The following is a 23,765-nucleotide window of genomic DNA, read 5'->3' as shown; positions in this document are numbered from 1 at the left end:
ACAGGCTCCGTTATTTTGCTGTTTACGTCTGTAACTGTGCCTTTATTTTTGCCAGCAGCCTGATGCCGGGTTCGATTTTTTCGAGCGGAATCGCCGAGAGTCCTATCTTGAGATAGTTTTTCGGCAGATGGTTGCCGAAATGGTAGCTATCGGCGGAGATCAGCAGCAGCCCTTCTTTTGCCGCTCTTTGTTTCAGCAGCCCTGCATCTATATGTTCTGGCAGTTCCAGCCAGCAAGAAGAGCCGCTGATGGGGGAGCTGAGGCAGTCGGGCAGGTGCTGCTTTAACGCCTGCGCCAGGCATTCCCCTCGCTCCTGAAATACTCGCGCCAGTTTTCGCAATAGGGCATCGTGATAGCCTTGGGCCAGAAACAGCGCCACGGCGCGTTGGTTATTGAGCGGCGGGTGACGCAGCATCAGCTGGCGAAGGTTACGGGCTTCCTGGATCAGGGCTCTGGGACCGACCAGAAATCCCATGCGCAATCCGGGAGCCAGAGTCTTGGACAGGCTGCCGACATAAAGCACCCGTTCGGCCTTGTCCAGGCTCTTCAGGGCCGGGGTTGGATGGGTATCAAAGTTCATTTCCATCTCATAGTCATCTTCAATGACAATGAAATCCTGTTGTTGTGCCGCTTCCAATAGTGCGAGCCGTCGTGCCAGCGGCATGGTTACTGCGGTCGGACACTGGTGGCTGGGGGTCAGGTAGACGGCATCACATTCGTTCAGCTGCTCATCAACCTCCATGCCATCTCCGTCTATCCTCAGGCTTTTCACTCGGGCATTGAACACCCGGGCGATATGGCCGGCACTGACATAACCGGGATCTTCAATACCGAAACAGGATTGGTCGTCCAGTAGTAACTGGGCCAGCAGATAGATAGCCTGCTGTGAACCAACGGTGACCAGAATTTCTTCACTGCTCGCCTGTATGCCTCGGCTGGGCAGGATGCGTTTCTGCAGCTGTTCGATCAACTGGGGGTCGTCGCTGTCATAACGATCCGAACTCCAGTCACGGATAGCCTGCACGCTGACGGCGTCCTTCCAGCATTTACGCCAGCTGTCGATGGGAAACAGGCTGGTATCCAGCTGGCCGTAAACAAAGGGGTATTGATAGCTTTGCCAGGAGTGGGACTGGCTGGCATTGGACTGATGGCCGGGTTTTACCTTAAGCCGCTCAAGCCAGTTTACCTTGTCGATATGGGGTTCTGCAGGTGTATCCGGGGAGGCTTCAAGGTGACCACCGGTAAACTGAGCGTTGACATAATAACCGCTGCGCTCACGGGAAGTAAGGTAACCATCTGAGACCAGCTCATCATACACCAGCACTATGGTATTACGCGCTACATTCAGATTTTTGGCCAGGCTACGACAAGAAGGGAGAGGTTTGTTCGGAGGTAAAAAGCCACCCAGTATGGCACTGACCAAGTGTTCCCGGACCTGCTGTTGCAGGGTCGCCTGACTACCTCTTTCGAGATGGAAAAGTGCCGACATCCTGTGGCCTCCGTGGTGAACTGTGAGTGAACACGCAGGGCATTGATAAAGCGATAGCAACACCCCGCAACCAGCCTGTGATACCCTTATTACCGGCTGTTATGGCTCGATATTTACATAAAAATACGTTGTTATCATGAAAAATGAGTGTTTATTTCTCATTTTGTGCTGTCTGCCACATTCACAGCCAGAACCCCAGCAGCATGAAGGCCGGGATCAGTACCAGCAGCGGGCACTTGAAGGTGCGCAGGGCCAGCAGGCCCAGGGCGGCAGCGGCCAGTGCCGGGGCGCCGGTGACGCTGCTGACAAACACCGGCTGATACAGCGCCGCCAGCAACAGCCCTACCACGGCCGCATTAATGCCTTGTACCGCACCGGCCATGACCGGTCGGGATGCCAGCGCCTGCCAGCTGTGTTGCAGGGCCAGCACCAGCAAAAAGCCCGGCAGAAAGATACCGAAGGTGGCGACCAGCGCCCCCAGTACCGGCATTGCTGGCAACAGTTCGGCACCCAGAAAACTCGCCAGGGTAAACATGGGGCCAGGCATGGCCTGGGCCGCCGCATAACCGGTAAGAAACACCTCCTGAGACAAGTCTCCGGCCAGGGTCCCTTGTAACAAGGGCAGCACCACATGGCCGCCACCGAATACCAGACTGCCGGCCTGATAGAAGTCGGCAAAAATCGCCGCGGTACCAGATAGCGCCAGCAGCGGCATTACCAGCAACAAGCCCAAAAACAGCAACAAGAAAGGCCAGTTGAGACCGAGCGACTGGCTGGTCCCGGCGCCTTCCTTTTTCAGCAACAGGGCGCCGGCCAGTGCCGCCGCCAGTAGCACGACAAACTGGCCGATCAGTCCCGGCAGCAGCCACAGCAAAGCGGCACTCAGCACGGCGATGGTCAGTGTCAGCCGTTGTCGACAGAACTGACCGGCCATGGTCAGCACCGCATCGGCTACCACCACCAGCGCAAACAGCTTTAGCCCGGTCACCAGGGCCAGGGCCGCCGGATGGCTGGCATAGTGCTGCCCGGCCAGGCCTAAGCCAAGCATCAGCAGAAAAGAGGGCAGGGTAAAGCCGACGAAGGCGGCCAGGGCACCGCCGAGCCCGGCGCGCTGATAGCCGATGGCAAACCCCAGCTGGCTGGATGCCGGACCGGGCAAAAACTGGCATAAAGCCAGGGTCGAGGCGAAGCGCTCTTGCGGGAGCCAGCCGAGTTTTTGCACGAAATGACGCTGAAAGTAGCCGATATGAGCGGCGGGGCCGCCGAAGCTTATCCAACCGAGTTTGAAGAATTGCCAGAATACGTGGAGCATGAGTGAAGTCATCCATTATCGGGGAGGGGCCTATCATAGCCGCCAGCGATGAACATCTCATGATCGAAATGAGAAAAAACCGATAACTCTGTCTGTTGCCTAATCGGACGCCGCTCGCGCCGTTGTTGTTGTCGGGGTTGCGTCGTACCGGGCGGATTCATCATAAGGAACTGCTCCCAACGTTTAACTGTTGTTATGGGATCTATACTGTTGAATGTTCATTTCCCGCAGAAGGAAGAAGACAATGTTCAAGAAACTGATGACGGTGCTGATGGTCGTGGGGCTGGCGGTTGGGCTCTATGGTTGCAATACCTTTGCCGGTGCCGGCAAGGATATTCAGAAGGGGGGCGAGGCGGTAGAAGGTGCCGCTCGTGACGTGCAGCGCAGCTATTGACCGGAAACTGAACTGCTAAATTGAACAGCAAAACGCCGCCAGCGGGTCATACTCGCTGGCGGCGTTTTTGTGTCTTTATGTTCCGGCTCAGCCGAAGCGTTGCTGCAGGTAGGCGATAATGTCGTTGGACTCGTACATCCAGCGGCTTTCGCCGTTTTCTTCTATGCGCAGACAGGGGGATTTGACGCGTCCGCCACCCACCTGCAGTGCATCCCGGTGCGGGGAGCCAGGCTGAACATTACGCAGTTCTATGGACAGGTTCAGTTTGTGCATGGCCCGACGCACCTTGATGCAGAAGGGACAGCGCGGCAGCTGATACAGCGCCAGCTGTTTACAGGCTTCGTCCACTTGCTGCTGTGCCTCTGGCGTCCGCCGCATTCTGGTGGGACGAGTCAGTATGTCGCCCACCTGCAGAATGCCCCCAATCCCATTACGTAATATTTTTACCAACATGACGGCTCCCCCTGTTTTGCGATTAATCAGATAGTTGTGATCGAGTCGTGGTGATCAGCGGGGGATTGTATCTGAAAACCGCCGGTATTTTCGCTATTTCAGCATGCCGCTGGCGGACTCCATGATGCGGCGGGCCCGAGCCATCACTGGGGTATCCACCATGTTGCCACTGACCGCGACCACGGCGCCCTTGACCCTTTGCTCTGCTTCCAGGATATGTCTGGCCCAGGAAATCTGGGCGCTGGTGGGCGCCAGTGCCTGCTGGGCCGGCGCTACCTGTGCCGGATGGATCAGCAAAAAGCCACCGAATCCCAGCCGCATGCCCTGGCGGGCATAGGCGGTCAGCCCCTTGGGGTCGTGAATGGCGGTATAAATGGCGTCCAGCGGTGCTGCCAGACCATGAACGCGGGAGCACATTACCAGCTGGCTGCGGGCAAACAGAAAGGCGGATTCGTCGAGGGGCTCGCCGGCGGGAGGCGGATAGTCCATGCCCAGATCCAGCGCCAGATCCAGCTTGCCGAACAGCAAGCGGGCCACGCCGGAAGCGGCGGCAATCTCGTTCAGCCGGGTAAAGGCCAGCGCAGATTCAACAAAGGGCAACAGGGGTTTTTCGGTGATATGAGCCAGCTCTTTCAGCGCCTCGGGATCTTCGGCCTTGGGCACGACGATGGCGGCCACCGCAGGTGAGCGGCAAAGGGAGCAGTCCTGGGTAAACCAGGGGCTGCCGGTGCCGTTGATACGCACCAGCACCGAGTTGGGGGGCTGTTTGTCGAGCCATCCGCTCAGGTTAGTGCAGGCAGCGTCTTTTTCTGCCGCCGGCACCGCGTCTTCCAAATCGATGATGATGGCATCGGCCCCGCTGGCCAGTGCCTTGTCGAAACGTTCCGGCCGGTTGGCCGGAACAAACAGCAGAGTTTGCAGCGCATTGATATCCATAAAAAACCCCTGTCAATCCGGGCAGAGCGCCCGGAGGTGTGCAACGGAGTCTTCTGTTTAGAGCAGTTCGTCAAGGCTGTAAACAGCGGGGTTCGGATTGTGGGATCCGGTCGCCGTTAGAGGGCCTGATGCGGGCCGAATACCTCGTAATGCAGGCGTGAGTCTTCGATGCCCCAGGCCGACAGTTGCTCCTTGACCATGGCCATGAAGGGCAGGGGGCCGCAGAAGTAATAATGGGCGCCGTCCAGAGCGATGGCGTCTTTTACCTTGGCCAGGTTCATCAGGCCTTCGGCGTGATAGTCCTCTGCCGGTTGGTCGGTTTCGGCTGGCGTGCGGTACCAGATATGGGTATTCAGGTTGACGTGGGCCTGACGACGCTGCTGAATGTCGTTCTTGAAGGCATGCTGGGCGCCGTTGTCACAGGCATGCAGCCAGTGAATGTCCGCCTGATGGCCCAGGGTGAGCAGTTGATCGAGCATGGCGCGCATCGGGGTCAGGCCCACACCGCCGGAGATCAGCACCACGGGGGTCTCTGTACTCACTTCCATGAAGAAGTCGCCCGCCGGCGGCAGCACCTGCAGCTGGTCGCCGACCTGTACCTTGTCGTGCATGAAGTTGGAGGCCACGCCACCCGGCTCGCGCTTGACGGCGATGCGATATTCCCGACCGTTGGCGGCCTGACACAGGGAGTACTGACGATACTCCTTGTGTTCGAGTTCGGGGCTGTCCAGGTGCAGGTTGAGGTACTGGCCGGGCAGGTAGTCGGCCACGGCGCCGCCATCTTCGGGCACCAGCAGGAAGCTTACGATCTGCTCGCTTTCAACCCGCTTTTCTTTCACCACGAAGGTGCGATGACCGCGCCAGCCACCGTCTTTCTGCTCGCTTTGCTGATACAGCTGTTCTTCACGACCGATAAAGATACCGGCCAGGGCGCCGTAGGCCTGGGCCCAGGCGTCGATTACCTCGGGCGTGGCCGCGTCGGGGGCTAGCTCCTTGATGGTTTCCAGCAGGTGATGGCCGACGATGTCGTACTGGGCCGGTTGAATGGAAAAGCCGGTGTGCTTGTGGGCGATGCGCTCGACCGCCGCACTCAGTACCGCCGGGTTATCGATGTTTTTGGCATAGGCCAGTACCGCAGCAAACAGGGCGGCGGGCTGGCGGCCGGTTTTCTGGTGACTGAGGTTGAACACGTCTTTCAGTTCCGGGTTGTCACGGAACATGCGCTTGTAGAAGTGCTCGGTCAGGGCGGTGTTGGCAGACTCCAGCAGGGGGACTGTGCTTTTGACTATCTCGATGGTGCGGCTATCCAGCATGGCAAGGCTCTCTTTAAGTGATATTCAGAATGCAACTTATTGATGGATTCTATAGTTATATTTAATATGCATCAATATGAAATATGCCTTTATTGGCGGGTGAGCACCGCTTACTGTCGGTTAAAAACGGCTAACTCCTTGATTGTCGCTTGCATTTGCAGGCCCAGAGGTAACAATGTTTTTCTGTTACCCCACAGGACGTCAGGTGATGACCCAGAATTCCCGTTTACAGCAAGTGTTGGCATTGATCGATGCCGAAAACCGTGAAGATCCCAATCAGGTGCAGGCCGAGGGCCAGAGCTGGCCCAAGGAATATCTCTATAGTCGGCGAATGAGCGAAACACTGACCGACTTTGCGGCTGACGCCCCCGAACTGCTGCAAATTGCCTGCCGGGCACAACATATCAAACGCTGGAGCATTCCCCGGGCCGGTTACCCTATGGACCGCGCCGGTTACAAGCGGTGGCGCAGCGAACTGGCGGAGTTTCATGGGGAGCTGACCGCGAACCTGATGGCAAGGGTCGGTTACGACGAAGGCGAGCAGCAACGGATCAGGGATCTGTTGCTGAAAAAGCAGCTCAAGCGGGACCCGCAGGTGCAGGCGCTGGAAGACGTGATTTGTCTGGTGTTTATCCGCTATTACCTGGAAGACTTTGCCACCCGCCATAGTGAAGAGAAGCTGGTCGACATTATCCGCAAGACCTGGGGGAAAATGTCGCCGGACGGGCATGCCGCCGCCCTGCAGATTCCGCTGAGTAGCGAGATACAGGCCCTGGTGGGCAAGGCGCTGCAGGGTTAACCATATAGCTTAAAAGATATGTACTTTATATAGAAACTATATGGATAGTAAATGTGCTTTCAATGTTAAATTTTTGTGAGTGTCAGGTGTGGGCTCGGCACGGTAAATCAACGAAAAACAAGAAAGGGACGCAATAACATGAGGGAGAGGAACCTATGAATGCCATTGTTCTGGCCATCCTGGTGATGGTAGCGCTGTGTTTGGCTCGGGTATCGGTTGTATTTTCGCTGGTGGTTGCCGCCCTGGTGGGGGGGCTTTGGGCCGGAATGTCGGTAGAACAGGTGATCGGCGCCTTTAACGAAGGATTGGGTAGTGGCGCGACCGTGGCGCTGGCCTATGCCACCCTGGGGGCCTTTGCCGTGGCGCTGTCGCGCACCGGTATTACCGATCTGGTGGCCAGCAAGGCCCTGGGCTGGGTTGGCTCTCGGCGTGAGCCAACCCAGTTGAGTGGCGTAAAGTGGCTGATGTTCGGTGCCTTGATCATCATAGGTGCCGCCTCCGGTACCGTGATACCGGTACATATCGCTTTTATTCCCATTCTGGTTCCGCCTCTTCTGGGGCTGATGAGCATGCTGAAGCTGGACAGACGCGCCGTGGCGTGTGTGATTACCTTCAGTATCACCATCATGTACATGACCACGCCGGTGGGCTTTGGCACCATCTTCCTCAACGATATTCTGACCAACAGTGTCAATCAGGCAGGTGAAGAGCTGGGCATGCATGTTACGGCGTCCATGGCACCCAAGGCGATGCTACTGCCTGCACTGGGCATGCTGTTGGGGCTGGGGGTGGCGGTGCTGTTCAGTTATCGTCGGCCACGGGAGTATCAGGAACAGACGGTCGCGACTGTCGGCAGCAGCAATAACGTCGACAGTAGCAAGAAACAGACCCGACTCAGCCGCAAGCAGCTGATCATGATAGGGGCGGCCATCGTTGGTGCCTTGATAGTGCAGCTGATGACCGGATCCATGGTGCTGGGCGGCTTGCTGGGCTTTGCCCTGCTGTCGATGAACGGCCTGTTCAAGTGGAAAGATCAGGACGATGTCTTTACCCAGGGCATGCGACTGATGGCGCTGGTGGGTTTCATCATGATTGCCGCCTCCGGTTTTGCCGGGGTGATGAAGGCTTCGGGTGCGATTCCCGAGCTGGTAGCCGGCTCGGGTGCGCTGATTGGCAACAGCCCACCGATGGCGGCGCTGGTCATGCTGCTGGTGGGTTTGTTCATTACCATGGGCATTGGCTCGTCGTTCTCTACCATTCCCATTATTGCCGCCATCTATGTACCCCTGGCGATAAGCTTCGGCTTCTCACCACTGGCCACTCTGGCACTGGTGGGCACCGCCGGGGCTCTGGGTGACGCAGGTTCCCCGGCGTCCGACTCCACTCTGGGGCCGACCGCCGGCCTGAATGCAGACGGTCAGCACGATCACATTCGTGACTCGGTGATCCCCACCTTCATTCATTACAACATTCCGTTGGTGATCTTCGGCTGGATAGCAGCCCAGGTGTTGTAACCGCAGAACGGCAGGTTAAACCGGCCGTAACATGTCAGGAGCAGCGATGCTCCTGCCATTTTTTATTCCAGCGAGGGCTCGATTCTCAGTCATAAGTCACACAAGCGGATGCTTGGCAAACGCTTATACATCGGCCAAAGGGCCCGCTCCGCCGACTCGCCATGAATACTTCCCTGTAGGCTCGCTGTTTCATCCCTGAAACAGAAGGTCGGCTGAGCAGATCCCTTTGTCCTCCCTGATGTATCGGAGTCGCCTGATAGCTCTTCCGACAGACAGCTTCGGGTCATGGAAGAGACGGCAGGGATTGCCTCAGCCGACCGTCACATGCCAGGGATGGCATGTGCAGAGCGTTACAGGGATGTGCTTGAAGCGTGTCGGAGGAGGCAACTCTGCTGCCTCTTTCTACACCACAACAAACTGGCATACTCGTGATTAAGAGACAGGTCATAAGCCGGGCGACGTTGTGCTCAGAGAGTTGGGTTCATTGCTCCCGGCTTTTTTATGGTTTGTTATTCTGGTTGGCCACCTGGTCGAGAAACAGCTGGGCGGGGATAGAGAGCGAAAACTGGCGGGAATGGGCCAGCACCACCCGTTGGGGAGGAAACTCGTCTTTCAGTGGCCGACAGGCGAGGGGGGCGCCATCGTAGCTTTGATCGCCGGCGGGCCGGGTGCAGGACAACGCCACTCCATGCCCGTGGGCCACCAGACCCCGCTGCATCTCGAACGAGGCGGTGGTATGGATATGGCTAGGTTGCAGATCCTGATGCCAGAACAGCGACATGAAATATTCCCGGGTCAGCGGCATGTCTTGCAGTATCAGGGTCTCTTTCGCTATTTCCGCCAGGCTCAGGGTCGGTTTTTCGGCCAGTTTATGTCCGGCAGGCAGCAGGGCATAGGGCTTCAGTTCGTCCAGCACCTGGATGTCCACTTCCTGCGGCAACCCCAGTGCATAGCTCAGGGCCAGCTCGGCCTTGCCCTGGGTCAGGGCAAGGTTGACCCCGGCCAGGTCCTGCTCTTGCATCACCACTCTTATTTTGGGGTAACGACGTTCGAATTCGCTGACCAGTCGGGGCAGATAATAAGGCGCAATATCCCGAAAACAGCACAGCACCAGTTGCCCTTCCACCTCGGTGTCGTCCTGCTGCAGTCGGGCCAGCAGGTTATGAGACAGGGTGAGGATCTGGCGGGCTTCCTTGAGTAACTCTTCCCCTCTGGGTGTCAGGCTGACCCCCTGGCCGCGATGGCGCTGAAACAATGGCTGGTTGAGCAGGCTTTCCAGCTGATGAATGGCGATGGATACCGAAGGCTGAGACACATGCAATGCCTCGGCGGCCTTGCTGATGCTGCCGTGCTGGGCCACGGACACAAAATAGCTCAGCTGACGGAAGGTAAAGGGGATAGCCATTTATCTATGTACTTCATATGTAAAATGTATTTCTATACTATGTAATGAGAATGATAAAGTCGATTCATTACTCACAGAGGGGAAGGAATACAGCATGAATATGCCGGTAACCGCACAGCACTCAACCGAGAAACTATGGCTGACGGAAGAGCAGAAGACGGCCTATGAGCGCGATGGCGCCATCGTGATCAAGGGCGTGTTCAAGGACTGGATTGAAACCCTGCGTGCCGGTTTCGACAAGGTGCTGAACGACCCCAGCGAGCATGGCAGAGAAAACGTCACCGGTACCGATTCCGGCCGTTTCTTTGAAGATTACTGCAATTGGCAGCGAATTCCCGAGTTCAAACAGTGGATTGAGCAGTCGCCGGGTGCCGCCATCGTCGGTGAAGCCACCGGCTCCGAGCGGGTACAGGTATTCCACGAGCATATTCTGGTGAAAGAGCCCGGTACTTCCAAGGCCACCCCCTGGCACCAGGACTTGCCCTATTACTGTGTCGAAGGCGATCAGACCGGCAGCTACTGGATACCGCTGGATCCCATCACCCCGGAAAACGCCCTGCAGGTGGTGCTGGGCTCGCATCGCTGGCCCAAGCTGATACGCCCGAGCAAATGGTCGACCAACGCCTCCTGGTACAAGGAAGACAGCCATTTCATGGAAATGCCGGACATCGACGGCGGCGACTTCGAGATCATGATCCCCGAGATGGAGCTGGGTGATGCGCTGCTGTTCAACTTCAAGACGGTACACGGCGCTCCGGGCAACCAGACAATGAACCGTCGTCGGGCCTTCTCTACCCGCTTCATGGGCGACGATGTACGTTATATCAACCGTGGCGGCGCTACTTCACCGCCCTTTGACGGCATTAACCTGAACACCGGCGACAAGATGCGGGAAGACTGGTTCCCTGTGGTGTGGCAGCGTTAAGCCTGGCTGTAAACTATAAAAGCCCGCCATCCGGCGGGCTTTTGCGTGAACGGCAGCGATTGGCGGTTAATATCAATCCCATTAAAAAATGGTCTATTTCATTTCAGTGTAAACGTCGAACAAAGGGCCCGCTCCACCGACTCGCTCAAGCACCTCCCTGTGATGCTCAGCACATGACATCCTTGTCATGTGATGGTCGGTGGAGCAGATCCCTTTGTCCTCCTTTATGCTGCGGAGTCGACTGTTGGCATTAACCGCCGAAGAACTGTCGGCTGAGCGCCGCGGCGATAATGCCGGCGGTAATGGCCGGCAGCGGCTTTTTCAGCACCAGCATGGTCAGCGCCGTGGCCAGCAGCGCCGTTCTGGCGCCTATATCGCCGTTGACCGCCATAGGGGTCAGAATGGCCACCAGCACAGAGCCGGACATGGCGCTGATAAACTGCTGCACCCTGTGGTTGATGGGGATCAATGACATCACGAAGACGCCGCCCCAGCGGGTGGCCAGGGTCACTATGGCCATGACGCCGATAATCAGCAGGGTGCCTGTGCCTGCGGTTTCCAGATTCATTTTTGGTCTTTCTCCATCCACAGTGCGCCCACCAGACCGCCCGACAGGGCGCCGATCACCACATGGCTGTTGGCGGGCAGCCACCAGTAGGCCATCATCGCCGAAACGCCCGCCACGGCCCAGATAATCAGGGTGCGAAAATCTTTACGCCCACCCAGGGTCATGGCCAGCAGGAAGCAGCCCAGCACCATGTCCAGCCCGATGCTGAAGGGGTCTTCGATGGCGCTGCCGAAATAGAGGCCGAGCCAGGTGCCGAGCATCCAGAACGACCAGATGGCCAGGCCGCCGCCAAACAGGATACCCAGCGCCCGTTCGCCCTTGTGAAAGCTCTGCATCGCCATGGCCCAGTTGGCATCGGAGGCAAACAGCATGATGCCGTAACGCTTGAGCGGAGGCAGATGCTGCAGCCAGGGATAGAGGCTAGCGCCCATCAGCAGATGACGGGCATTGATGGCGAAGGTGGTGATGATCAGGGGCACCAGCGGCACCTGAGTGCCCCACAGCTCCAGCGCGGCAAACTGGGAAGTACCGGCAAATACCAGCGCGCTCATCAGCACTATGTTACCTTCGCTCAGGCCTTCCTGAGCGGCGGCCAGGCCAAAGGCCAGACCGAAAGCGGCCACAAAAAAGGAGAGCGGTAACAGCTGCTTGAAGCCAAACCAGGTATCGGCCGGATCCAGTCGTGCCTGTTCGGCATAGATGTGCATAACGGTCTCGGGGTTCATGCTTTACAAAGCCGACAGGATACCATCATGAACGGAGAGGGGCGAGGCGGGGCAGACCCTAAGGTTACTGCAGAGGTCGCTCTATTAAAGCCAGGCTAACAAAAAGCCCGCATCATGCGGGCTTTGGTATTGTTCATCAGGTAAAAATCTTACTTGGTGACTTTCTTGTATTTGATGCGCTTGGGCTGAACGGATTCGGCGCCGTAGGTTTTCTTCTTCCAGTCTTCGTATTCGGTGAAGTTGCCTTCGAAGAATTCCACCTTACCCTCGTCCTTGTAATCCAGGATATGGGTGGCGATACGGTCGAGGAACCAGCGATCGTGGGAAATCACCATGGCGCAACCGGGGAATTCCAGCAGGGCGTTTTCCAGCGCGCGCAGGGTTTCAATATCCAGGTCGTTGGTCGGCTCATCCAGCAGCAGCACGTTGCCGCCGGTCTGCAGCAGCTTGGCCATGTGCAGGCGGCCACGTTCACCACCAGACAGCTCGCCGACCCGCTTCTGCTGATCGATACCCTTGAAGTTGAACCGGCCCAGATAGGCGCGGCTGGGGATCTCCAGGTTGCCGATGCGCATCATGTCCAGGCCACCGGACACTTCTTCCCATACGGTTTTCTTGTCGTCCATGCTGTCGCGGAACTGCTCGACCGAGGCCAGCTGTACCGTGTCACCCAGGGTGATGCTGCCTGAGTCCGGCTGTTCTGCACCGGTCATCATGCGGAACAGAGTGGACTTACCGGCGCCGTTGGGGCCGATAATGCCGACGATGGCGCCCTTGGGAATACTGAACGAGAGATCGTCGATCAGTACCCGGTCGCCGTAAGACTTGGTCAGGTTTTCAACGTCGATAACATTGTCACCCAGGCGCGGGCCGGGCGGAATGAACAGTTCGTTGGTCTCGTTACGCTTCTGGAAGTCCTGGTTCTGCAGTTCTTCAAAGCGGGCCATACGGGCCTTGGACTTGGCCTGACGACCTTTCGGGTTCTGGCGAACCCATTCCAGTTCTTTCTGGATCGACTTCTGGCGGGCGGCCTCGGAAGACTGTTCCTGAGACAGACGGGCATCTTTCTGCTCCAGCCAGGAAGAATAGTTGCCTTCCCAGGGAATACCTTCGCCCCGGTCCAGCTCCAGAATCCAGCCGGCCACGTTATCGAGGAAATAACGGTCGTGGGTAATGGCCACGACGGTGCCTTCGTAGTCGTGCAGGAAGCGCTCCAGCCAGGCCACGGACTCGGCGTCCAGGTGGTTGGTGGGTTCGTCGAGCAGCAGCATGTCCGGTTTTTCGAGCAGCAGCTGACACATGGCGACCCGGCGGCGTTCACCCCCGGACAGCTTGTCGATGGTGGCTTCCCAGGGCGGCAGGCGCAGGGCGTCGGCGGCCCGCTCCAGCTGGTTGTCCAGGTTGTGGCCGTCGTGGGCCTGGATGATGGCTTCCAGCTGGCCCTGACGCTTGGCCAGCTTGTCGAAGTCGGCGTCCGGATCCGCATAGGCGGTATAGACTTCGTCCAGCTCTTTCAGGGCGCCGGCCACTTCGGACACGGCTTCTTCGATGGCTTCGCGTACCGTCTGCTCCGGCTTCAGCCTGGGCTCCTGAGGCAGGTAGCCAATGTTGATTCCGGGCTGGGGACGGGCTTCGCCCTCGATTTCGGTATCCAGGCCGGCCATGATGCGCAGCAGGGTGGATTTACCGGCGCCGTTCAGACCCAGCACGCCGATCTTGGCGCCGGGGAAAAACGACAGTGAGATATTCTTCAGAATATGACGCTTGGGCGGAACTACCTTGCCCACGCGATTCATGCTGTAAACAAATTGAGCCATTTCACTTTATCCTGATAATTCAGAAGATTAACTGATTGCCTGACGGGCGCTGAAACAGGCCTGCAGTCAACCGAACAGCGATGGGGTATATGGTACTTGGCTGAGCGGGGAAAGCCAGAGCCCGAAGGCGGAGAAACGGGAATTTCACGAAGGTGCGGTACTTTGGATGTTCATGCAAGTCGGGCAAAGGGCCAGCTACGCCGACTCGCCGTAATAGAAGGTCGGCAGAGCAGATCGCTTTGCCCTCCTTGGGGCGCCGGCGTTGCTTGTCTGTGTTATCAGCCATGAACGCCGATGCCGGAAGAGAGGCTGCGGGGAGCGTCTCCCGCGACCGTGAAATACCAGGGCCGGAAAATGCTCCTGCCGTGCCGGCATTCCCGCCGTCCCTGGCGGTCAGATGGCATTTCTGAGCCCCCATGGGGCAGCTTGCTGCCGTATATCTTTGTTGGATAATGGACCGAATATCCAGTGAATATTCGCAGCCGTTACCCAGCAAAGATGGCTAGCCAAGTGGCGTATCGAGGGAGGCGGCCCTGTAGCCTCTGGGGCAGGGCTAGCTATCAGGACTTGGTTTTCAGGGTTTCCTTGAACGACTGATCCACGAATTCGCCGCTGGCCGGGTTGAATTCCTGACCGTCGTAACTGGTGGAGATGGTGATCTCGCCGCTGACGATCTTGGCGGCCAGTTCGTCCAGCTTCTGCTTCACTTCCGGCGATACATCTTCGGCCAGGGTCAGCTTGACCACGTCACCCTTGCCCAGACCGATTTCCTGGATCTGGTTGGGTTGCCATTCACCGGTGGTGTAGTCGCGGGCGGCGTTGAGGATGGCGACGCTGGCATCGGCCACGGCCGAGCCGACGAAGGTTGAGTCAACCTGGGTCCAGTCGGACACGTTGCCGATATGGCGTACCTTGCCGTCGTGAGACTTGATCTCGTCGATCACGCCCTGACGACCGGCGTTAAGCATGGTGTAGATCACATCGGCGCCATTGGCGATTTCGGCGGCGGCTGCCTCGCCGTTGATGCCGGTGTTATCCAGATCGCCGGTGAACCAGGTCAGGAACTTGGCGTCGGGGTTGACGTGCTTGAGGCCGTCATAGAAGGCGGCGCGGCCCATCAGGCCGGGCTTGGGCCAGGCACCGGAGATATGGCCGACTACATCAGACTCGGTGGTCAGGCCGGCGAGGGCGCCCGCCAGCCAGGCGGAGTCTTCCTGGCGCACCACATAGCTGGACAGGTTGGGGCCCTGTACATGGCCCTGAATGACTACAAATTTGATATCGGGGAATTCCTGACTCACGATCTGGGCCGGGCCGTTGCACTGGCCACCGTGGGCGATGATCATGTCCGGGCCTTCGGCCGCCAGCTTGCGCATGGCGTCGGTCAGCAATACCGGATCCGAAGTGGCGGAGATATTGGATACATAACTGGCGTTCACATCCAGCTCGGCCTTGATCTTCTCGTAACCCCGGTAGGCGGCCTGCATAAAGCCGTTGTCGTTGTGTTTGCCGGGGATCAGCACGGCGATGTCGGCTTTGTCTGCGGCCATGGCCTGGGCCAGGGGAGCCAGGGTCAGACCGGCGGCGATCAGCAGAGTACTTCCAAATTTGTACATGATGTTGTCCTTTATCTACCTAATAATGTGTGCGTTTTGTTTTGTTTTTGTGTGCATTGGTTGCAGGCCACGAGATTACGCCATGGTTAAATTACTGTTAAGCAGTATGGCATTTAATTGGGAGTGTGCTCACAGAAATAATACGAGGTTGAAACAAAATGAAGGGGGGAAAAGGAGATGCAAATGAAAAGAGGACAGAGAAGATAAAGTAGAGGGTGTAAAGAGAGTAAAGGCTGCGTCCTTGCGACTGGTTTATTCGTCGTCTCTCTTGCTGCTCCAACGGGTGAGGCTGGCCGAGATAATGGTATTGCCGAAGAATCCCCAGTCCATCCAGGAGGGTTTGTCGGCATGCTTGTCGATACTGGCGGCGCTTGCCAGCAGTGGTAGCCACAGGGCCGCCAGCAAAGTGCAGGTCACCACGCCTTTTCTTACCTTTATTTTTTGTTTTTGTTGTTTCATAAGGACACTCCCGAATCAAGGGAGCTCAGTTATAGCACGGAGTCTGCGGCCCCAGAAGTCAAATTAACGGGGCCGGAAAAGAGCTGTCATGGCTGTTAACAACAGAGCCTGCCGCTGTCGATACTGAGCTGTCGGAGTACATCGGCCGATGCCGCTCCGATGTCGCTCCGGTGGCGAGCAGCTGCCAGGGTGGTGGCCAGCGAGCGGTTATTCTCCGTCTTCCATCAGGATCTGGGTGGCCTGGATTTGGTATTCCTGCAAGAAAGCCAGCAGCTTCAGCATCTTGTCGACGGTGACCTCCTTATCGGAGGCCAGCACCAGCTCGGTGTCTTTCAGGGTGCCCACCTGACTTAGCAGTACCGGTTTGAACTGTTCCCAGTCTTCATATTTTTCACCCTGCAGGGCCCAGGCAGGACTGCCGGCCAGCAAATTGATGGTGACCGACTCGTTGTCTTGAATGTGGCTCAATGCCTCGCTGTCGGTCTTGGGTAGGTCCACTTCCAGCGACTGCAGCGGAATATTGGCGGTGAGCATCAGAAACACCAGCACGATAAAGATAATGTCGAGCAGCGGCGTGATATCCGGGGTCAGGGAGCTCCAGCCGGAGTGGGCGGGTTCGGGACGGCCTATCATTAGCGGGCTTCCAGCCGGATACCTTCCAGGTGCAGGTTGCACCGGTTCAGCTCGTCGGTCAGCTTGTCGAGCAGACGATCGGCCCAGAGCCCGAACAGCTGGGCGCCGGCAATGGCGGGCAGGGCAATCAGCAGGCCGGCGGCGGTGGTGCTCATGGCCAGGCCCAGGCCGTCGGCCAGCAGCGCCGGCGTCACCGGATCGCCGCTTTCGCCGACGCTTTTGAACATCTCTATCAGCCCCAACACGGTGCCGAGCAGACCCAGCAAAGGGCTTATTACCCCCACCAGGGTCAGTACCCGCAGGCCGGCATACAGCCGGCGGCGCTGCTGCTGCAACCAGACCGAGGCCAGGTCTTCCCGGGTGGTCTTGTCACAGCCCTTGTGCTGTACCAGCAGGCTGCAACCTTGCAGGATCAGCGACTTGGGGACGTCAATATCTTCCTCCGGATAGGTGCTGCCGTGGAGCCGCAGGTGACGCTTTTCCTGCTCGCCGCAGAGGCTGGCCCACAGCAACGACAGCGTCCTCTCCAGCCACAGTGCCAGAGTGATGACAGAACAGAGGAGCAGTGGCCAGCTCATCAGGCCCAGTTGTTGATGCAGTTGATTCAGAAACGACATGATTTAGTCCAGTTTGAAACGAATGGGAATATGAACGCGGTGGGCAATGCCCCGACCGTTTTCCACGTAGGCGGAAAAGCGCCATTTGGCGATGGCTTTTAATGCAGTTTTGTCGAGCAGACTGACGCCGGACGAACGGGCCAGCACCCGTTTGGTCTGCTTGCCGTTTTCATCCAGCCACACCTCGACCAGTACTGTGCCTTCCAGCCCCCGGCGTCGCGCCTGGGAAGGATAGGGAATGGGCGACGGCCGGGTTTTGAAGCTGGGCGTGTCGATGTGCCGGGGTGCGCTGTCTTTGGCCGCAACGGATTGCGGCTTAGATTCCAGCCTTTCCTGTGGCGGCGGGGCTGGTGCTGGCTGCGGCTCTACCCTGACCGGTGGTTGCGGGGCTGGTGCTGGCCGTGGCTCGGGTCTGGGCACCGGCTTTGGCGTTGGTGCTGGCTTGGGCTTCGGAACCGGTTTGGGCTCGGCCTTCGGTTCGACCTTTGGCTCGGGCCTCGGCTCTATTACCGGCTCGGGTTTTGTCACCGTCGGCAGCATCTGCACGCTGATTGACCCGGGATTGGTGGTCGGTGCCAGGGCAATGACCATGTCCTCTCGCTCCATGGCCTGAACCAGCAGTCCGTGCAGTAAAAGCGAGGCCAGTGCAAACAGGGAGTAGCGTCGAAAACTCAAGATAAAACCCCGGATGATAAAGAGAGTCGTCAGGTTGTGGGGCTATAGAATACGTATTTCTAATGCGATGTCTATTGCTATCCTTAATGATAACTAGTTGTGTTTAATTTTATGTGGCGTTAGTTTTCTACCTGAACGGCCCCCTGCCACAACATAATGCATACTGTTAAGTGATCTAACCGGACAAACAAGGAAGGACGATTTATGGCTGCAACCACTGTTGGCGATATCATGGCTCGCGATTTACTCACTCTGGATGCGAGCTCAACTCTGAAAGATGCGCATGATCTGATGCGGGAAAAAAGCATCCGTCATATTCCGGTGGTGGACAAGCTTACCGGCAAGCTGCTGGGGGTACTGACCCAGAAACGCATGATTGCCACCGTGATGAGTTTGCTGTCGGACTATGGCGTCAGTGCGCTGGAGCGGCGCGAGCGTCAGTGTCGGGTGGTGGAGATTATCGATCCCGATGTCGAGAGTGTGGACGTCAAGGCACCCCTCACCGAGGTGGTGCCCTTTTTTCTGAAGAACAGGCACGGCTGCCTGACCGTGGTCGATAGCGAGCAGTGCCTGACGGGCATCGTCACTTCTTCTGACTTCGTGCGGCTGTGTGCCGAGCTGCTCAAGGAACGTAACGCATAGCGACAAGACGGGCTCATGGCTTTGGATAGTGGATCAGGTTGTAAAACACGGCAGGCACAGGACCCGGGTTGCGATAACCGTGGGGCTGGTCGGCGTGAAAGCGTACTGCCGCGCCCGGCGCCAGCGGCTGCCATTGGCCTTCCAGTAACAGCTCCATTTCGCCTTTTTGTACGATAACGTGCTCGATAACGCCGCTTTCGTGAGGTTCGGACCGGCGTTCATAGCCGGGCAGCAGGGTCAGCTCCAGCATCTCGAAGCCAAATCTGTTTTCAAAGGGAAACAAGGGCGCCACCAGCATGCCATCGCCAGCCGGTTGCTGGCGCAGGGTATCTGCCTGTCGGTAGAGCGGGCCGGGATGGGGCTCGGGTGTCGGCTCCAGAAAGCTCGACAGCGAGGTCTTGAAGCCGCCGGCGATTTTCCACAAGGTCGCGACGGTGGGGCTGGATTCACCGCGCTCTATCTGCCCCAGCATGGCCTTGCTGACGCCGGTTTCACTGGCGCACCTGTCCAGGCTCCAGCCCCGTTCCTTGCGCAACGCTCGCAGACGGGTGGCAAGGTATTGATTTGGCTCCTGCATGGGATCTCTCCTGACTGATTTTTTCCTTACTGATGTTGTTGTGCGTTATAGCATACCTTTGCTAGCATGGCGCTCTTCGGGCTGTGCGCTATAGCGCACAATTCTGTCAATCAAGGATACGTGATATGCGCGTTGTCATCAGTCTTTCCCATCTTTCTGCCGGTTTTATCGCCGTGCTGGTTGGCTATACCAGTTCGGCGGCCATTATCTTTCAGGCTGCCGCGGCGGCGGGCGCCAGCCAGGCCGAGATCAGTTCCTGGATGTGGGCCCTGGGCCTGGGAGCGGGGGTTACCAGTATCTGGTTTTCTCTGCGTTACCGGGAGCCGATACTTACCGCCTGGTCGACGCCGGGGGCGGCGCTGCTGGTGACCGCCCTGGCCGGAGTACCGATGAGCGAGGCCATCGGTGTCTTTCTGTTCAGCTCAGGCCTGATCCTGCTGTGCGGGGTGACCGGCTGGTTTGACAAGATCATGCGGCTGATGCCGGCGGGACTGGCGGCGGCCATGTTGGGCGGCGTCTTGCTTAATTTCGGTCTGGGGCTCTTTGCTTCGGCCCAGACCCAGCCCTGGTTGGTCGCGGCCATGCTGGTTACCTATCTGGCCCTGCGCCGGCGGTGGCCTCGCTATGTGATACCGCTCAGCCTGTTGGCAGGGCTGGCGGTAGCCGGGGGGGCGGGTTTATTGCAGTTTGACGATTTTGAGTGGCAGCTGGCCCGGCCGGTGCTGATGACGCCGAGTTTTTCCCTCACCAGCCTGCTGGGTATCGGACTTCCGCTGTTCATGGTGACCATGGCCTCGCAGAACGTGCCGGGCATCGCCGTGCTGCGCGCCCACGGTTATCACACACCGGCATCGCCGCTGATCAGCTGGACCGGCATCACTGGCTTCTTGCTGGCGCCATTCGGTGGTTTCGCTCTTAACCTGGCGGCGATCAGTGCGGCGATTTGCATGGGTAAGGAAGTGGACGCCAATTCTGACCAGCGCTACAAGGCGGCGGTGTGGGCCGGAGTCTTTTATCTGTTGATGGGGTTGTTTGGCGCTACAGTGGTCGGGCTGTTCAGCGCCTTGCCGACGGAGCTGGTGATGGCGATCGCCGGCCTGGCTCTGCTTGGCACCATAGGCAACAGCCTGACGGTGGCCATGGCGAATGAGCAGGAGCGGGACGCGGCGCTGCTGACCTTCATGATCACCGCATCGGGCGTGGCGCTGTTCGGTATCGGAAGTGCCTTCTGGGGGCTGGTGATCGGTGGCGGCGTGCACTGGCTGAACCGGCGCAACCAGCATTAAAGAAAAACCCCGGCGAATGCCGGGGTTTTGGTTTTAGTCGTCGTGACGGCCGTGGCGCTGAGGCTGGTTCGGCCTGTTGCTGCGGGGCGCCTTGTTGTTGGCGTTGCGCGGGTTCTGGCCGCGACCACCGCCGTTGCCTCTGCCGCCATTACCACCACGGCCACGGTTGTTGGCGCCGGGCTTTTCTATGGGCGGCTGCTGGCTGTCTGGCAGCGGCTCGTAGCCGGGCAGAATTTCCAGCTGGGCGCTTTGCTTGATCAGCTTTTCGATGGCCTTGAGCAGCGGCTTTTCTTCAAAGCACACCAGCGACAGGGCTTCGCCCTGGCTGCCGGCACGACCGGTACGGCCGATGCGGTGCACATAGTCTTCTGCCACATGGGGCAGCTCGTAGTTGACTACGTGGGGCAGCTCGCTGATGTCGATACCACGGGCGGCGATGTCGGTGGCCACCAGCACGCGCAGCTTGCCTTCCTTGAACTGGCTTAGGGCCCGGGTACGGGCGCCCTGGCTCTTGTCACCATGAATGGCCATGGCCGGCAGGCCGTCTTTGTCGAGCTGCATCGCCAGGCGGTTGGCGCCGTGCTTGGTGCGGGTGAACACCAGTACCTGTTGCCAGTTGTTGTGGCCAATCAGGTAGCTGAGCAGGGCGCGCTTTTTATTTTTGTCCACGCCGTAAAAGCGTTGGGCAATGGTATCGGCGGTGGCGTTGCGGGTGGCTACTTCTATGTGTTCCGGCTCGTGCAGCAGGTCTTCGGCCAGTTGCTTGATCTCGTTGGAGAAGGTGGCGGAAAACAGCAGGTTCTGCCGTTTTACCGGCATCTTGGCAATAATGCGGCGAATATCGCGGATAAAGCCCATGTCGAGCATGCGGTCCGCTTCGTCCAGTACCAGCATTTCGACCCGAGACAGGTCGATGGAACGCTGGGAAACGTGGTCCAGCAGGCGACCCGGGGTGGCGACGACGATGTCGACCTTGCGGCCCAGTGCCTTCATCTGCGGGTTGATGCTCACACCACCGAACATGGCCAGAGTGGTCAAATCTGAATGCTTGGCGTAGGCGCGCAGGTTTTCTTCCACCTGAGCGGCCAGCTCGCGGGTGGGGGTCAGCACCAGGGCGCGAACCGGGGGACGGCCATTGGCCAGTGGCTTGGCCTTGGTTTCGCTCAGGCGCTGCAGCATGGGCAGGCCAAAGCCGGCGGTCTTGCCGGTACCGGTCTGAGCGCCGGCGAGCAGATCACCACCTTTAAGCACCAGCGGAATAGCCTGGGTCTGGATGGGGGTCGGCTCTGTGTAACCACATTCATTAATAGCTTGAACGAGCTGGGCGTTCAGGCCGAGGGAAGCAAAAGACATGAGACTCCGAACAAATAAGGTCCTGGCGGACGATTGAGAGGCATTGCCGGTGGGCAAACTGTCACCATGATAACAGAAAAGCGCAGCAGGCTATAACAAAGGCGTACTCTGGTCAGAGGGCTGGATCAATCGGCCTGTCACTCAGCTCGGGCGCCAGCCTGCGTTCAGGTAATCCTGTGGGGTGTCGGTGAAGATCATGTCCACGCCCCAGGCGGCAAGGGTGGCGGCCTTGCCCGTATGGTTGACGGTATAGCAGTTCAGCCGGTAACCTGCGGCCTTCACAGCCTCGGCCAGTACGCGGGTCAGATGGCGGTGGTGGCAGTTCAGGCCGGTGCAGTTCAGCTGTTGCAGTTGTGTCTGCCAGTCGTAGGGGATGCGCTCCACCAGCAGGGCGCGGGCAATGTCCGGTTGCAGCATTTGTAGTTGACGCAGACAGTCGGGCTCGAAGCTGGAAAACAGCAGTGTGTCTTTGTCGAATCCGTGTTGCTCAATGACCTCACTGACCCGGCGGCACAGCCGCGCCGCATCATCCTGAGGGTAGAGTTTGAGTTCGATATTGACGCGAATGCCGAGGGTGGCGGCGAGGGTGAGATAATCCGTGAGCAGGGGGATGCGCTCTTGGGAAAAGGCAGGGTCGAACCAGCTGCCCGCATCGAGTCGGCCGAGTTCATCCCGGTCGTATTGGCGCAGCCACCCCTTGCCGTTGGTGCAGCGGTTGACCTTTTCGTCGTGAATTACCACCACCTGCTCGTCTCGGGTCAGCTGAACGTCGATTTCTACCCATTCAAGACCCAGCCGATGGGCCTCGCGCAGCCCGGCCAGGGTATTTTCCGGGGCCAGGCTGGCTACGCCTCTGTGTCCGCACAAGATCATATCGTTCCCCCTCTCGTCAGTGACCGCCGCTTCTGGACCACAGCTGGATCACCGCCACCCCGGCGATGATAAGCCCCATGCCGAGCAGCGCCGGCAGGTCCGGAATTTGCCGGTAGAATAGTACCGCCAGCAGGGTCACCAGCACGATACCGGCACCGGACCAGATGGCGTAGGCAATGCCCACGGGCACAGTGTTCATGACCAGCCCCAGCAGCCAGAAGGCGGTGCTATAACCGGTGACCACCAGCAGGCTGGGCCCGAGACGGCTGAACCCGTGTGATGCCTTGAGTGCCGTGGTGGCGATGACTTCGGCAACGATGGCCATGGTCAGTAACAGATAGGCGTTCAATGGTGACTCCCTTGCAGATACGGCAGGCAATGTGCCCGATTAAAGCCGGGAGATCAAAGCAAGATCACCAGGGTTCTTTTCTGTGGCGACAGCATCGGCCATTCAGCAGTCGGGCTCGCCGAGACTGAAGGACGGCAAGGGCTCCTGATCCAGCCGGGCGGCGGGCAGGGCGCCGACCTTCAGCGACCACAGGGGCGCTGCGGGAGTCGCTTCATCCGTGGTTACCGGATAAATGAGCGCGACCTTGAGCCCGGGGGCTCGTTGTTGCAGGCGCCGGGCGGTGCCCAGGCCGTCACCGATATGAAAGCGGCCTACCGTCAGTAGCACCCTGTGCCGGGGATGAGACTGCAGATAGCGGTCTATGCTTTCGGCCATGGTGTCATCCCAGCTGGTCTGGGCGGCAAACTGAAACTCGGTGGGGGCCTGGCCGTGATGGCGGTTCGCCATGAAGCGCGCCTTGTAGGCGTCGTCGCTCAGGGTCAGCTGCTCGGCCACCCAGGCGCGCTGATCCGCGGGTAGCTGGTCGAGGTAAGTGGGACCTTTTCTGGCGATGCAGCGCACCAGGTGGCGTGGGGCATTGGCCGCCAATACCGGAATCTGGGCCTGACGCGCCAGTTCGACCAGTGGTCGGTAGTCGCTGCGATAGCCGGGCCAGGCGTTGCTCTGCTCGATAAAGGCATCTTCACCCAGTTTTCCTGCCAGATAGGCGTTCAGCGTGGCTTGATGGTCCCGGCTGAACTGCTCCATGGCTAGCGCCAGAGGGCGGGGCTGGCTCAACAACCGGGCCAGCAATTCGGCCTGAAAACGGTGAATGCCCGGGTGGCCGTGCAGCTCGCCGACCATGATCACATCGGCGGAGTCCAGTTGGCGAGCGGCCCGGGAAAGAGACAACGGTTGTCCTGTCGGGCTGTGCAACTGGTAATCGAACAGGGTGGCCGGGGGGCGAACGTCGGCCTGGCAACCGCCGAGCAGAAAGAGAGTCAACAACAGGAAGATACGCATGAAACCACCTTGGCGTGATCAGGGCACAGCAAT

At 58.6% G+C, this 23,765-nt stretch carries 25 protein-coding genes; 6 read left to right on the top strand and 19 right to left on the bottom strand.

Annotation, left to right across the window (positions count from 1 at the left end; genetic code table 11):
* Positions 1-22: 22 nt before the first annotated feature.
* Both pdxR and chrA read right to left on the bottom strand, forming a co-directional pair.
* The gene (pdxR, locus tag UN63_RS03395; RefSeq protein WP_104485372.1) at positions 23-1,489 is read right to left on the bottom strand and encodes a MocR-like pyridoxine biosynthesis transcription factor PdxR; all 1,467 of its coding nucleotides are present in this window, start codon (positions 1,487-1,489) and stop codon (positions 23-25) included.
* Between the two features lie 181 nt (positions 1,490-1,670).
* Positions 1,671-2,801, bottom strand: a complete 1,131-nt coding sequence (gene chrA, locus UN63_RS03390) for a chromate efflux transporter (RefSeq protein ID WP_104485371.1) — start codon at positions 2,799-2,801, stop codon at positions 1,671-1,673.
* Positions 2,802-3,045: 244 nt separating this feature from the next.
* Between chrA and UN63_RS03385 the strand changes: the two genes are divergently transcribed.
* Positions 3,046-3,195, top strand: a complete 150-nt coding sequence (locus UN63_RS03385; protein WP_104485370.1) for an entericidin A/B family lipoprotein — start codon at positions 3,046-3,048, stop codon at positions 3,193-3,195.
* 87 nt (positions 3,196-3,282) lie between these two features.
* Here UN63_RS03385 and UN63_RS03380 read toward each other — a convergent pair whose 3' ends face one another.
* The 3 genes from UN63_RS03380 to hmpA all read right to left on the bottom strand — a co-directional run bounded on the left by UN63_RS03380 (position 3,283) and on the right by hmpA (position 5,897).
* Entirely contained in the window at positions 3,283-3,648 is a 366-nt protein-coding gene (locus UN63_RS03380; protein ID WP_104485369.1) for a glutathione S-transferase N-terminal domain-containing protein, read from the bottom strand.
* Positions 3,649-3,741: 93 nt separating this feature from the next.
* Positions 3,742-4,584: an HpcH/HpaI aldolase/citrate lyase family protein gene (locus UN63_RS03375; RefSeq protein WP_104485368.1), complete on the bottom strand. Its 843-nt coding sequence runs from the start codon at positions 4,582-4,584 to the stop codon at positions 3,742-3,744.
* Between the two features lie 116 nt (positions 4,585-4,700).
* Positions 4,701-5,897 carry an NO-inducible flavohemoprotein gene (gene hmpA / locus UN63_RS03370; RefSeq protein WP_104485367.1) on the bottom strand — a complete coding sequence of 399 codons (1,197 nt, stop codon included), beginning with the start codon at positions 5,895-5,897 and terminating at the stop codon, positions 4,701-4,703.
* A 208-nt stretch (positions 5,898-6,105) separates the two neighbouring features.
* Here hmpA and UN63_RS03365 point away from each other — a divergent pair, with 208 nt between their 5' ends.
* Together UN63_RS03365 and UN63_RS03360 are read left to right on the top strand one after the other, a co-directional pair.
* Positions 6,106-6,696 (top strand): DUF4202 domain-containing protein, encoded by a 591-nt coding sequence (locus UN63_RS03365; protein ID WP_104485366.1) that lies wholly within the window; start codon positions 6,106-6,108, stop codon positions 6,694-6,696.
* Between the two features lie 155 nt (positions 6,697-6,851).
* The gene (locus tag UN63_RS03360) at positions 6,852-8,210 is read left to right on the top strand and encodes a Na+/H+ antiporter family protein (RefSeq protein ID WP_104485365.1); all 1,359 of its coding nucleotides are present in this window, start codon (positions 6,852-6,854) and stop codon (positions 8,208-8,210) included.
* A 499-nt stretch (positions 8,211-8,709) separates the two neighbouring features.
* Here UN63_RS03360 and UN63_RS03355 read toward each other — a convergent pair whose 3' ends face one another.
* Positions 8,710-9,615 (bottom strand): LysR substrate-binding domain-containing protein, encoded by a 906-nt coding sequence (locus UN63_RS03355; RefSeq protein WP_104485364.1) that lies wholly within the window; start codon positions 9,613-9,615, stop codon positions 8,710-8,712.
* Between the two features lie 94 nt (positions 9,616-9,709).
* On the opposite strand from UN63_RS03355, the gene UN63_RS03350 reads away from it, so the two are divergent.
* Complete coding sequence (locus tag UN63_RS03350) at positions 9,710-10,540, top strand: phytanoyl-CoA dioxygenase family protein (protein WP_229793552.1); 831 nt, start codon at positions 9,710-9,712, stop codon at positions 10,538-10,540.
* Between the two features lie 250 nt (positions 10,541-10,790).
* Here UN63_RS03350 and UN63_RS03345 read toward each other — a convergent pair whose 3' ends face one another.
* The 8 genes from UN63_RS03345 to UN63_RS17035 form a co-directional block, all read right to left on the bottom strand.
* Entirely contained in the window at positions 10,791-11,108 is a 318-nt protein-coding gene (locus tag UN63_RS03345) for an AzlD family protein (RefSeq protein ID WP_104485363.1), read from the bottom strand.
* Positions 11,105-11,815 carry an AzlC family ABC transporter permease gene (locus UN63_RS03340; RefSeq protein ID WP_104485409.1) on the bottom strand — a complete coding sequence of 237 codons (711 nt, stop codon included), beginning with the start codon at positions 11,813-11,815 and terminating at the stop codon, positions 11,105-11,107. Before UN63_RS03340 ends, UN63_RS03345 begins: the two co-directional genes overlap by 4 nt.
* A gap of 167 nt (positions 11,816-11,982) precedes the next feature.
* The gene (ettA, locus tag UN63_RS03335; protein ID WP_104485362.1) at positions 11,983-13,650 is read right to left on the bottom strand and encodes an energy-dependent translational throttle protein EttA; all 1,668 of its coding nucleotides are present in this window, start codon (positions 13,648-13,650) and stop codon (positions 11,983-11,985) included.
* Positions 13,651-14,210: 560 nt separating this feature from the next.
* Positions 14,211-15,266 (bottom strand): BMP family protein, encoded by a 1,056-nt coding sequence (locus tag UN63_RS03325; RefSeq protein ID WP_104485360.1) that lies wholly within the window; start codon positions 15,264-15,266, stop codon positions 14,211-14,213.
* Positions 15,267-15,518: 252 nt separating this feature from the next.
* On the bottom strand, positions 15,519-15,725 hold the full coding sequence (locus UN63_RS03320; protein ID WP_104485359.1) for a hypothetical protein: 207 nt from the start codon (positions 15,723-15,725) through the stop codon (positions 15,519-15,521).
* Between the two features lie 207 nt (positions 15,726-15,932).
* Complete coding sequence (locus UN63_RS03315) at positions 15,933-16,358, bottom strand: ExbD/TolR family protein (RefSeq protein WP_104485358.1); 426 nt, start codon at positions 16,356-16,358, stop codon at positions 15,933-15,935.
* Positions 16,358-16,975: a MotA/TolQ/ExbB proton channel family protein gene (locus tag UN63_RS03310; RefSeq protein ID WP_104485357.1), complete on the bottom strand. Its 618-nt coding sequence runs from the start codon at positions 16,973-16,975 to the stop codon at positions 16,358-16,360. The genes UN63_RS03315 and UN63_RS03310 overlap by 1 nt, the downstream gene beginning before the upstream one ends.
* Before the next feature lie 3 nt (positions 16,976-16,978).
* Complete coding sequence (locus UN63_RS17035) at positions 16,979-17,650, bottom strand: energy transducer TonB (protein WP_104485356.1); 672 nt, start codon at positions 17,648-17,650, stop codon at positions 16,979-16,981.
* A 204-nt stretch (positions 17,651-17,854) separates the two neighbouring features.
* On the opposite strand from UN63_RS17035, the gene UN63_RS03300 reads away from it, so the two are divergent.
* Complete coding sequence (locus UN63_RS03300) at positions 17,855-18,292, top strand: CBS domain-containing protein (protein WP_104485355.1); 438 nt, start codon at positions 17,855-17,857, stop codon at positions 18,290-18,292.
* A 13-nt stretch (positions 18,293-18,305) separates the two neighbouring features.
* Here the strand turns inward: UN63_RS03300 and UN63_RS03295 are convergent, their stop codons facing one another.
* Positions 18,306-18,869 carry a helix-turn-helix domain-containing protein gene (locus tag UN63_RS03295; protein ID WP_104485354.1) on the bottom strand — a complete coding sequence of 188 codons (564 nt, stop codon included), beginning with the start codon at positions 18,867-18,869 and terminating at the stop codon, positions 18,306-18,308.
* A gap of 125 nt (positions 18,870-18,994) precedes the next feature.
* Between UN63_RS03295 and UN63_RS03290 the strand changes: the two genes are divergently transcribed.
* On the top strand, positions 18,995-20,155 hold the full coding sequence (locus UN63_RS03290; RefSeq protein WP_104485353.1) for a benzoate/H(+) symporter BenE family transporter: 1,161 nt from the start codon (positions 18,995-18,997) through the stop codon (positions 20,153-20,155).
* Positions 20,156-20,188: 33 nt separating this feature from the next.
* Here the strand turns inward: UN63_RS03290 and UN63_RS03285 are convergent, their stop codons facing one another.
* The 4 genes from UN63_RS03285 to UN63_RS03270 form a co-directional block, all read right to left on the bottom strand.
* Positions 20,189-21,508, bottom strand: a complete 1,320-nt coding sequence (locus UN63_RS03285; RefSeq protein ID WP_104485352.1) for a DEAD/DEAH box helicase — start codon at positions 21,506-21,508, stop codon at positions 20,189-20,191.
* Between the two features lie 141 nt (positions 21,509-21,649).
* The gene (locus UN63_RS03280; protein WP_104485351.1) at positions 21,650-22,381 is read right to left on the bottom strand and encodes a glycerophosphoryl diester phosphodiesterase; all 732 of its coding nucleotides are present in this window, start codon (positions 22,379-22,381) and stop codon (positions 21,650-21,652) included.
* A 16-nt stretch (positions 22,382-22,397) separates the two neighbouring features.
* The gene (locus UN63_RS03275) at positions 22,398-22,730 is read right to left on the bottom strand and encodes an SMR family transporter (protein WP_104485350.1); all 333 of its coding nucleotides are present in this window, start codon (positions 22,728-22,730) and stop codon (positions 22,398-22,400) included.
* Positions 22,731-22,832: 102 nt separating this feature from the next.
* The gene (locus UN63_RS03270) at positions 22,833-23,732 is read right to left on the bottom strand and encodes a ChaN family lipoprotein (protein ID WP_104485349.1); all 900 of its coding nucleotides are present in this window, start codon (positions 23,730-23,732) and stop codon (positions 22,833-22,835) included.
* Between the last annotated feature and the right edge of the window lie 33 nt (positions 23,733-23,765).

Source organism: Oceanisphaera arctica, from assembly GCF_002936955.1.
Taxonomy (GTDB): Bacteria; Pseudomonadota; Gammaproteobacteria; order Enterobacterales; family Aeromonadaceae; genus Oceanimonas; species Oceanimonas arctica.
This window is presented reverse-complemented; position numbering and strand designations above follow the sequence as displayed.

Bases quoted from the DNA above. Each gene is read 5' to 3' on its own strand.
- pdxR (WP_104485372.1), bottom strand. From the start codon at position 1,489: ATGTCGGCACTTTTCCATCTCGAAAGAGGTAGTCAGGCGACCCTGCAA.
- chrA (WP_104485371.1), bottom strand. From the start codon at position 2,801: ATGCTCCACGTATTCTGGCAATTCTTCAAACTCGGTTGGATAAGCTTC.
- UN63_RS03385 (WP_104485370.1), top strand. From the start codon at position 3,046: ATGTTCAAGAAACTGATGACGGTGCTGATGGTCGTGGGGCTGGCGGTT.
- UN63_RS03380 (WP_104485369.1), bottom strand. From the start codon at position 3,648: ATGTTGGTAAAAATATTACGTAATGGGATTGGGGGCATTCTGCAGGTG.
- UN63_RS03375 (WP_104485368.1), bottom strand. From the start codon at position 4,584: ATGGATATCAATGCGCTGCAAACTCTGCTGTTTGTTCCGGCCAACCGG.
- hmpA (WP_104485367.1), bottom strand. From the start codon at position 5,897: ATGCTGGATAGCCGCACCATCGAGATAGTCAAAAGCACAGTCCCCCTG.
- UN63_RS03365 (WP_104485366.1), top strand. From the start codon at position 6,106: ATGACCCAGAATTCCCGTTTACAGCAAGTGTTGGCATTGATCGATGCC.
- UN63_RS03360 (WP_104485365.1), top strand. From the start codon at position 6,852: ATGAATGCCATTGTTCTGGCCATCCTGGTGATGGTAGCGCTGTGTTTG.
- UN63_RS03355 (WP_104485364.1), bottom strand. From the start codon at position 9,615: ATGGCTATCCCCTTTACCTTCCGTCAGCTGAGCTATTTTGTGTCCGTG.
- UN63_RS03350 (WP_229793552.1), top strand. From the start codon at position 9,710: ATGAATATGCCGGTAACCGCACAGCACTCAACCGAGAAACTATGGCTG.
- UN63_RS03345 (WP_104485363.1), bottom strand. From the start codon at position 11,108: ATGAATCTGGAAACCGCAGGCACAGGCACCCTGCTGATTATCGGCGTC.
- UN63_RS03340 (WP_104485409.1), bottom strand. From the start codon at position 11,815: ATGCACATCTATGCCGAACAGGCACGACTGGATCCGGCCGATACCTGG.
- ettA (WP_104485362.1), bottom strand. From the start codon at position 13,650: ATGGCTCAATTTGTTTACAGCATGAATCGCGTGGGCAAGGTAGTTCCG.
- UN63_RS03325 (WP_104485360.1), bottom strand. From the start codon at position 15,266: ATGTACAAATTTGGAAGTACTCTGCTGATCGCCGCCGGTCTGACCCTG.
- UN63_RS03320 (WP_104485359.1), bottom strand. From the start codon at position 15,725: ATGAAACAACAAAAACAAAAAATAAAGGTAAGAAAAGGCGTGGTGACC.
- UN63_RS03315 (WP_104485358.1), bottom strand. From the start codon at position 16,358: ATGATAGGCCGTCCCGAACCCGCCCACTCCGGCTGGAGCTCCCTGACC.
- UN63_RS03310 (WP_104485357.1), bottom strand. From the start codon at position 16,975: ATGTCGTTTCTGAATCAACTGCATCAACAACTGGGCCTGATGAGCTGG.
- UN63_RS03300 (WP_104485355.1), top strand. From the start codon at position 17,855: ATGGCTGCAACCACTGTTGGCGATATCATGGCTCGCGATTTACTCACT.
- UN63_RS03295 (WP_104485354.1), bottom strand. From the start codon at position 18,869: ATGCAGGAGCCAAATCAATACCTTGCCACCCGTCTGCGAGCGTTGCGC.
- UN63_RS03290 (WP_104485353.1), top strand. From the start codon at position 18,995: ATGCGCGTTGTCATCAGTCTTTCCCATCTTTCTGCCGGTTTTATCGCC.
- UN63_RS03285 (WP_104485352.1), bottom strand. From the start codon at position 21,508: ATGTCTTTTGCTTCCCTCGGCCTGAACGCCCAGCTCGTTCAAGCTATT.
- UN63_RS03280 (WP_104485351.1), bottom strand. From the start codon at position 22,381: ATGATCTTGTGCGGACACAGAGGCGTAGCCAGCCTGGCCCCGGAAAAT.
- UN63_RS03270 (WP_104485349.1), bottom strand. From the start codon at position 23,732: ATGCGTATCTTCCTGTTGTTGACTCTCTTTCTGCTCGGCGGTTGCCAG.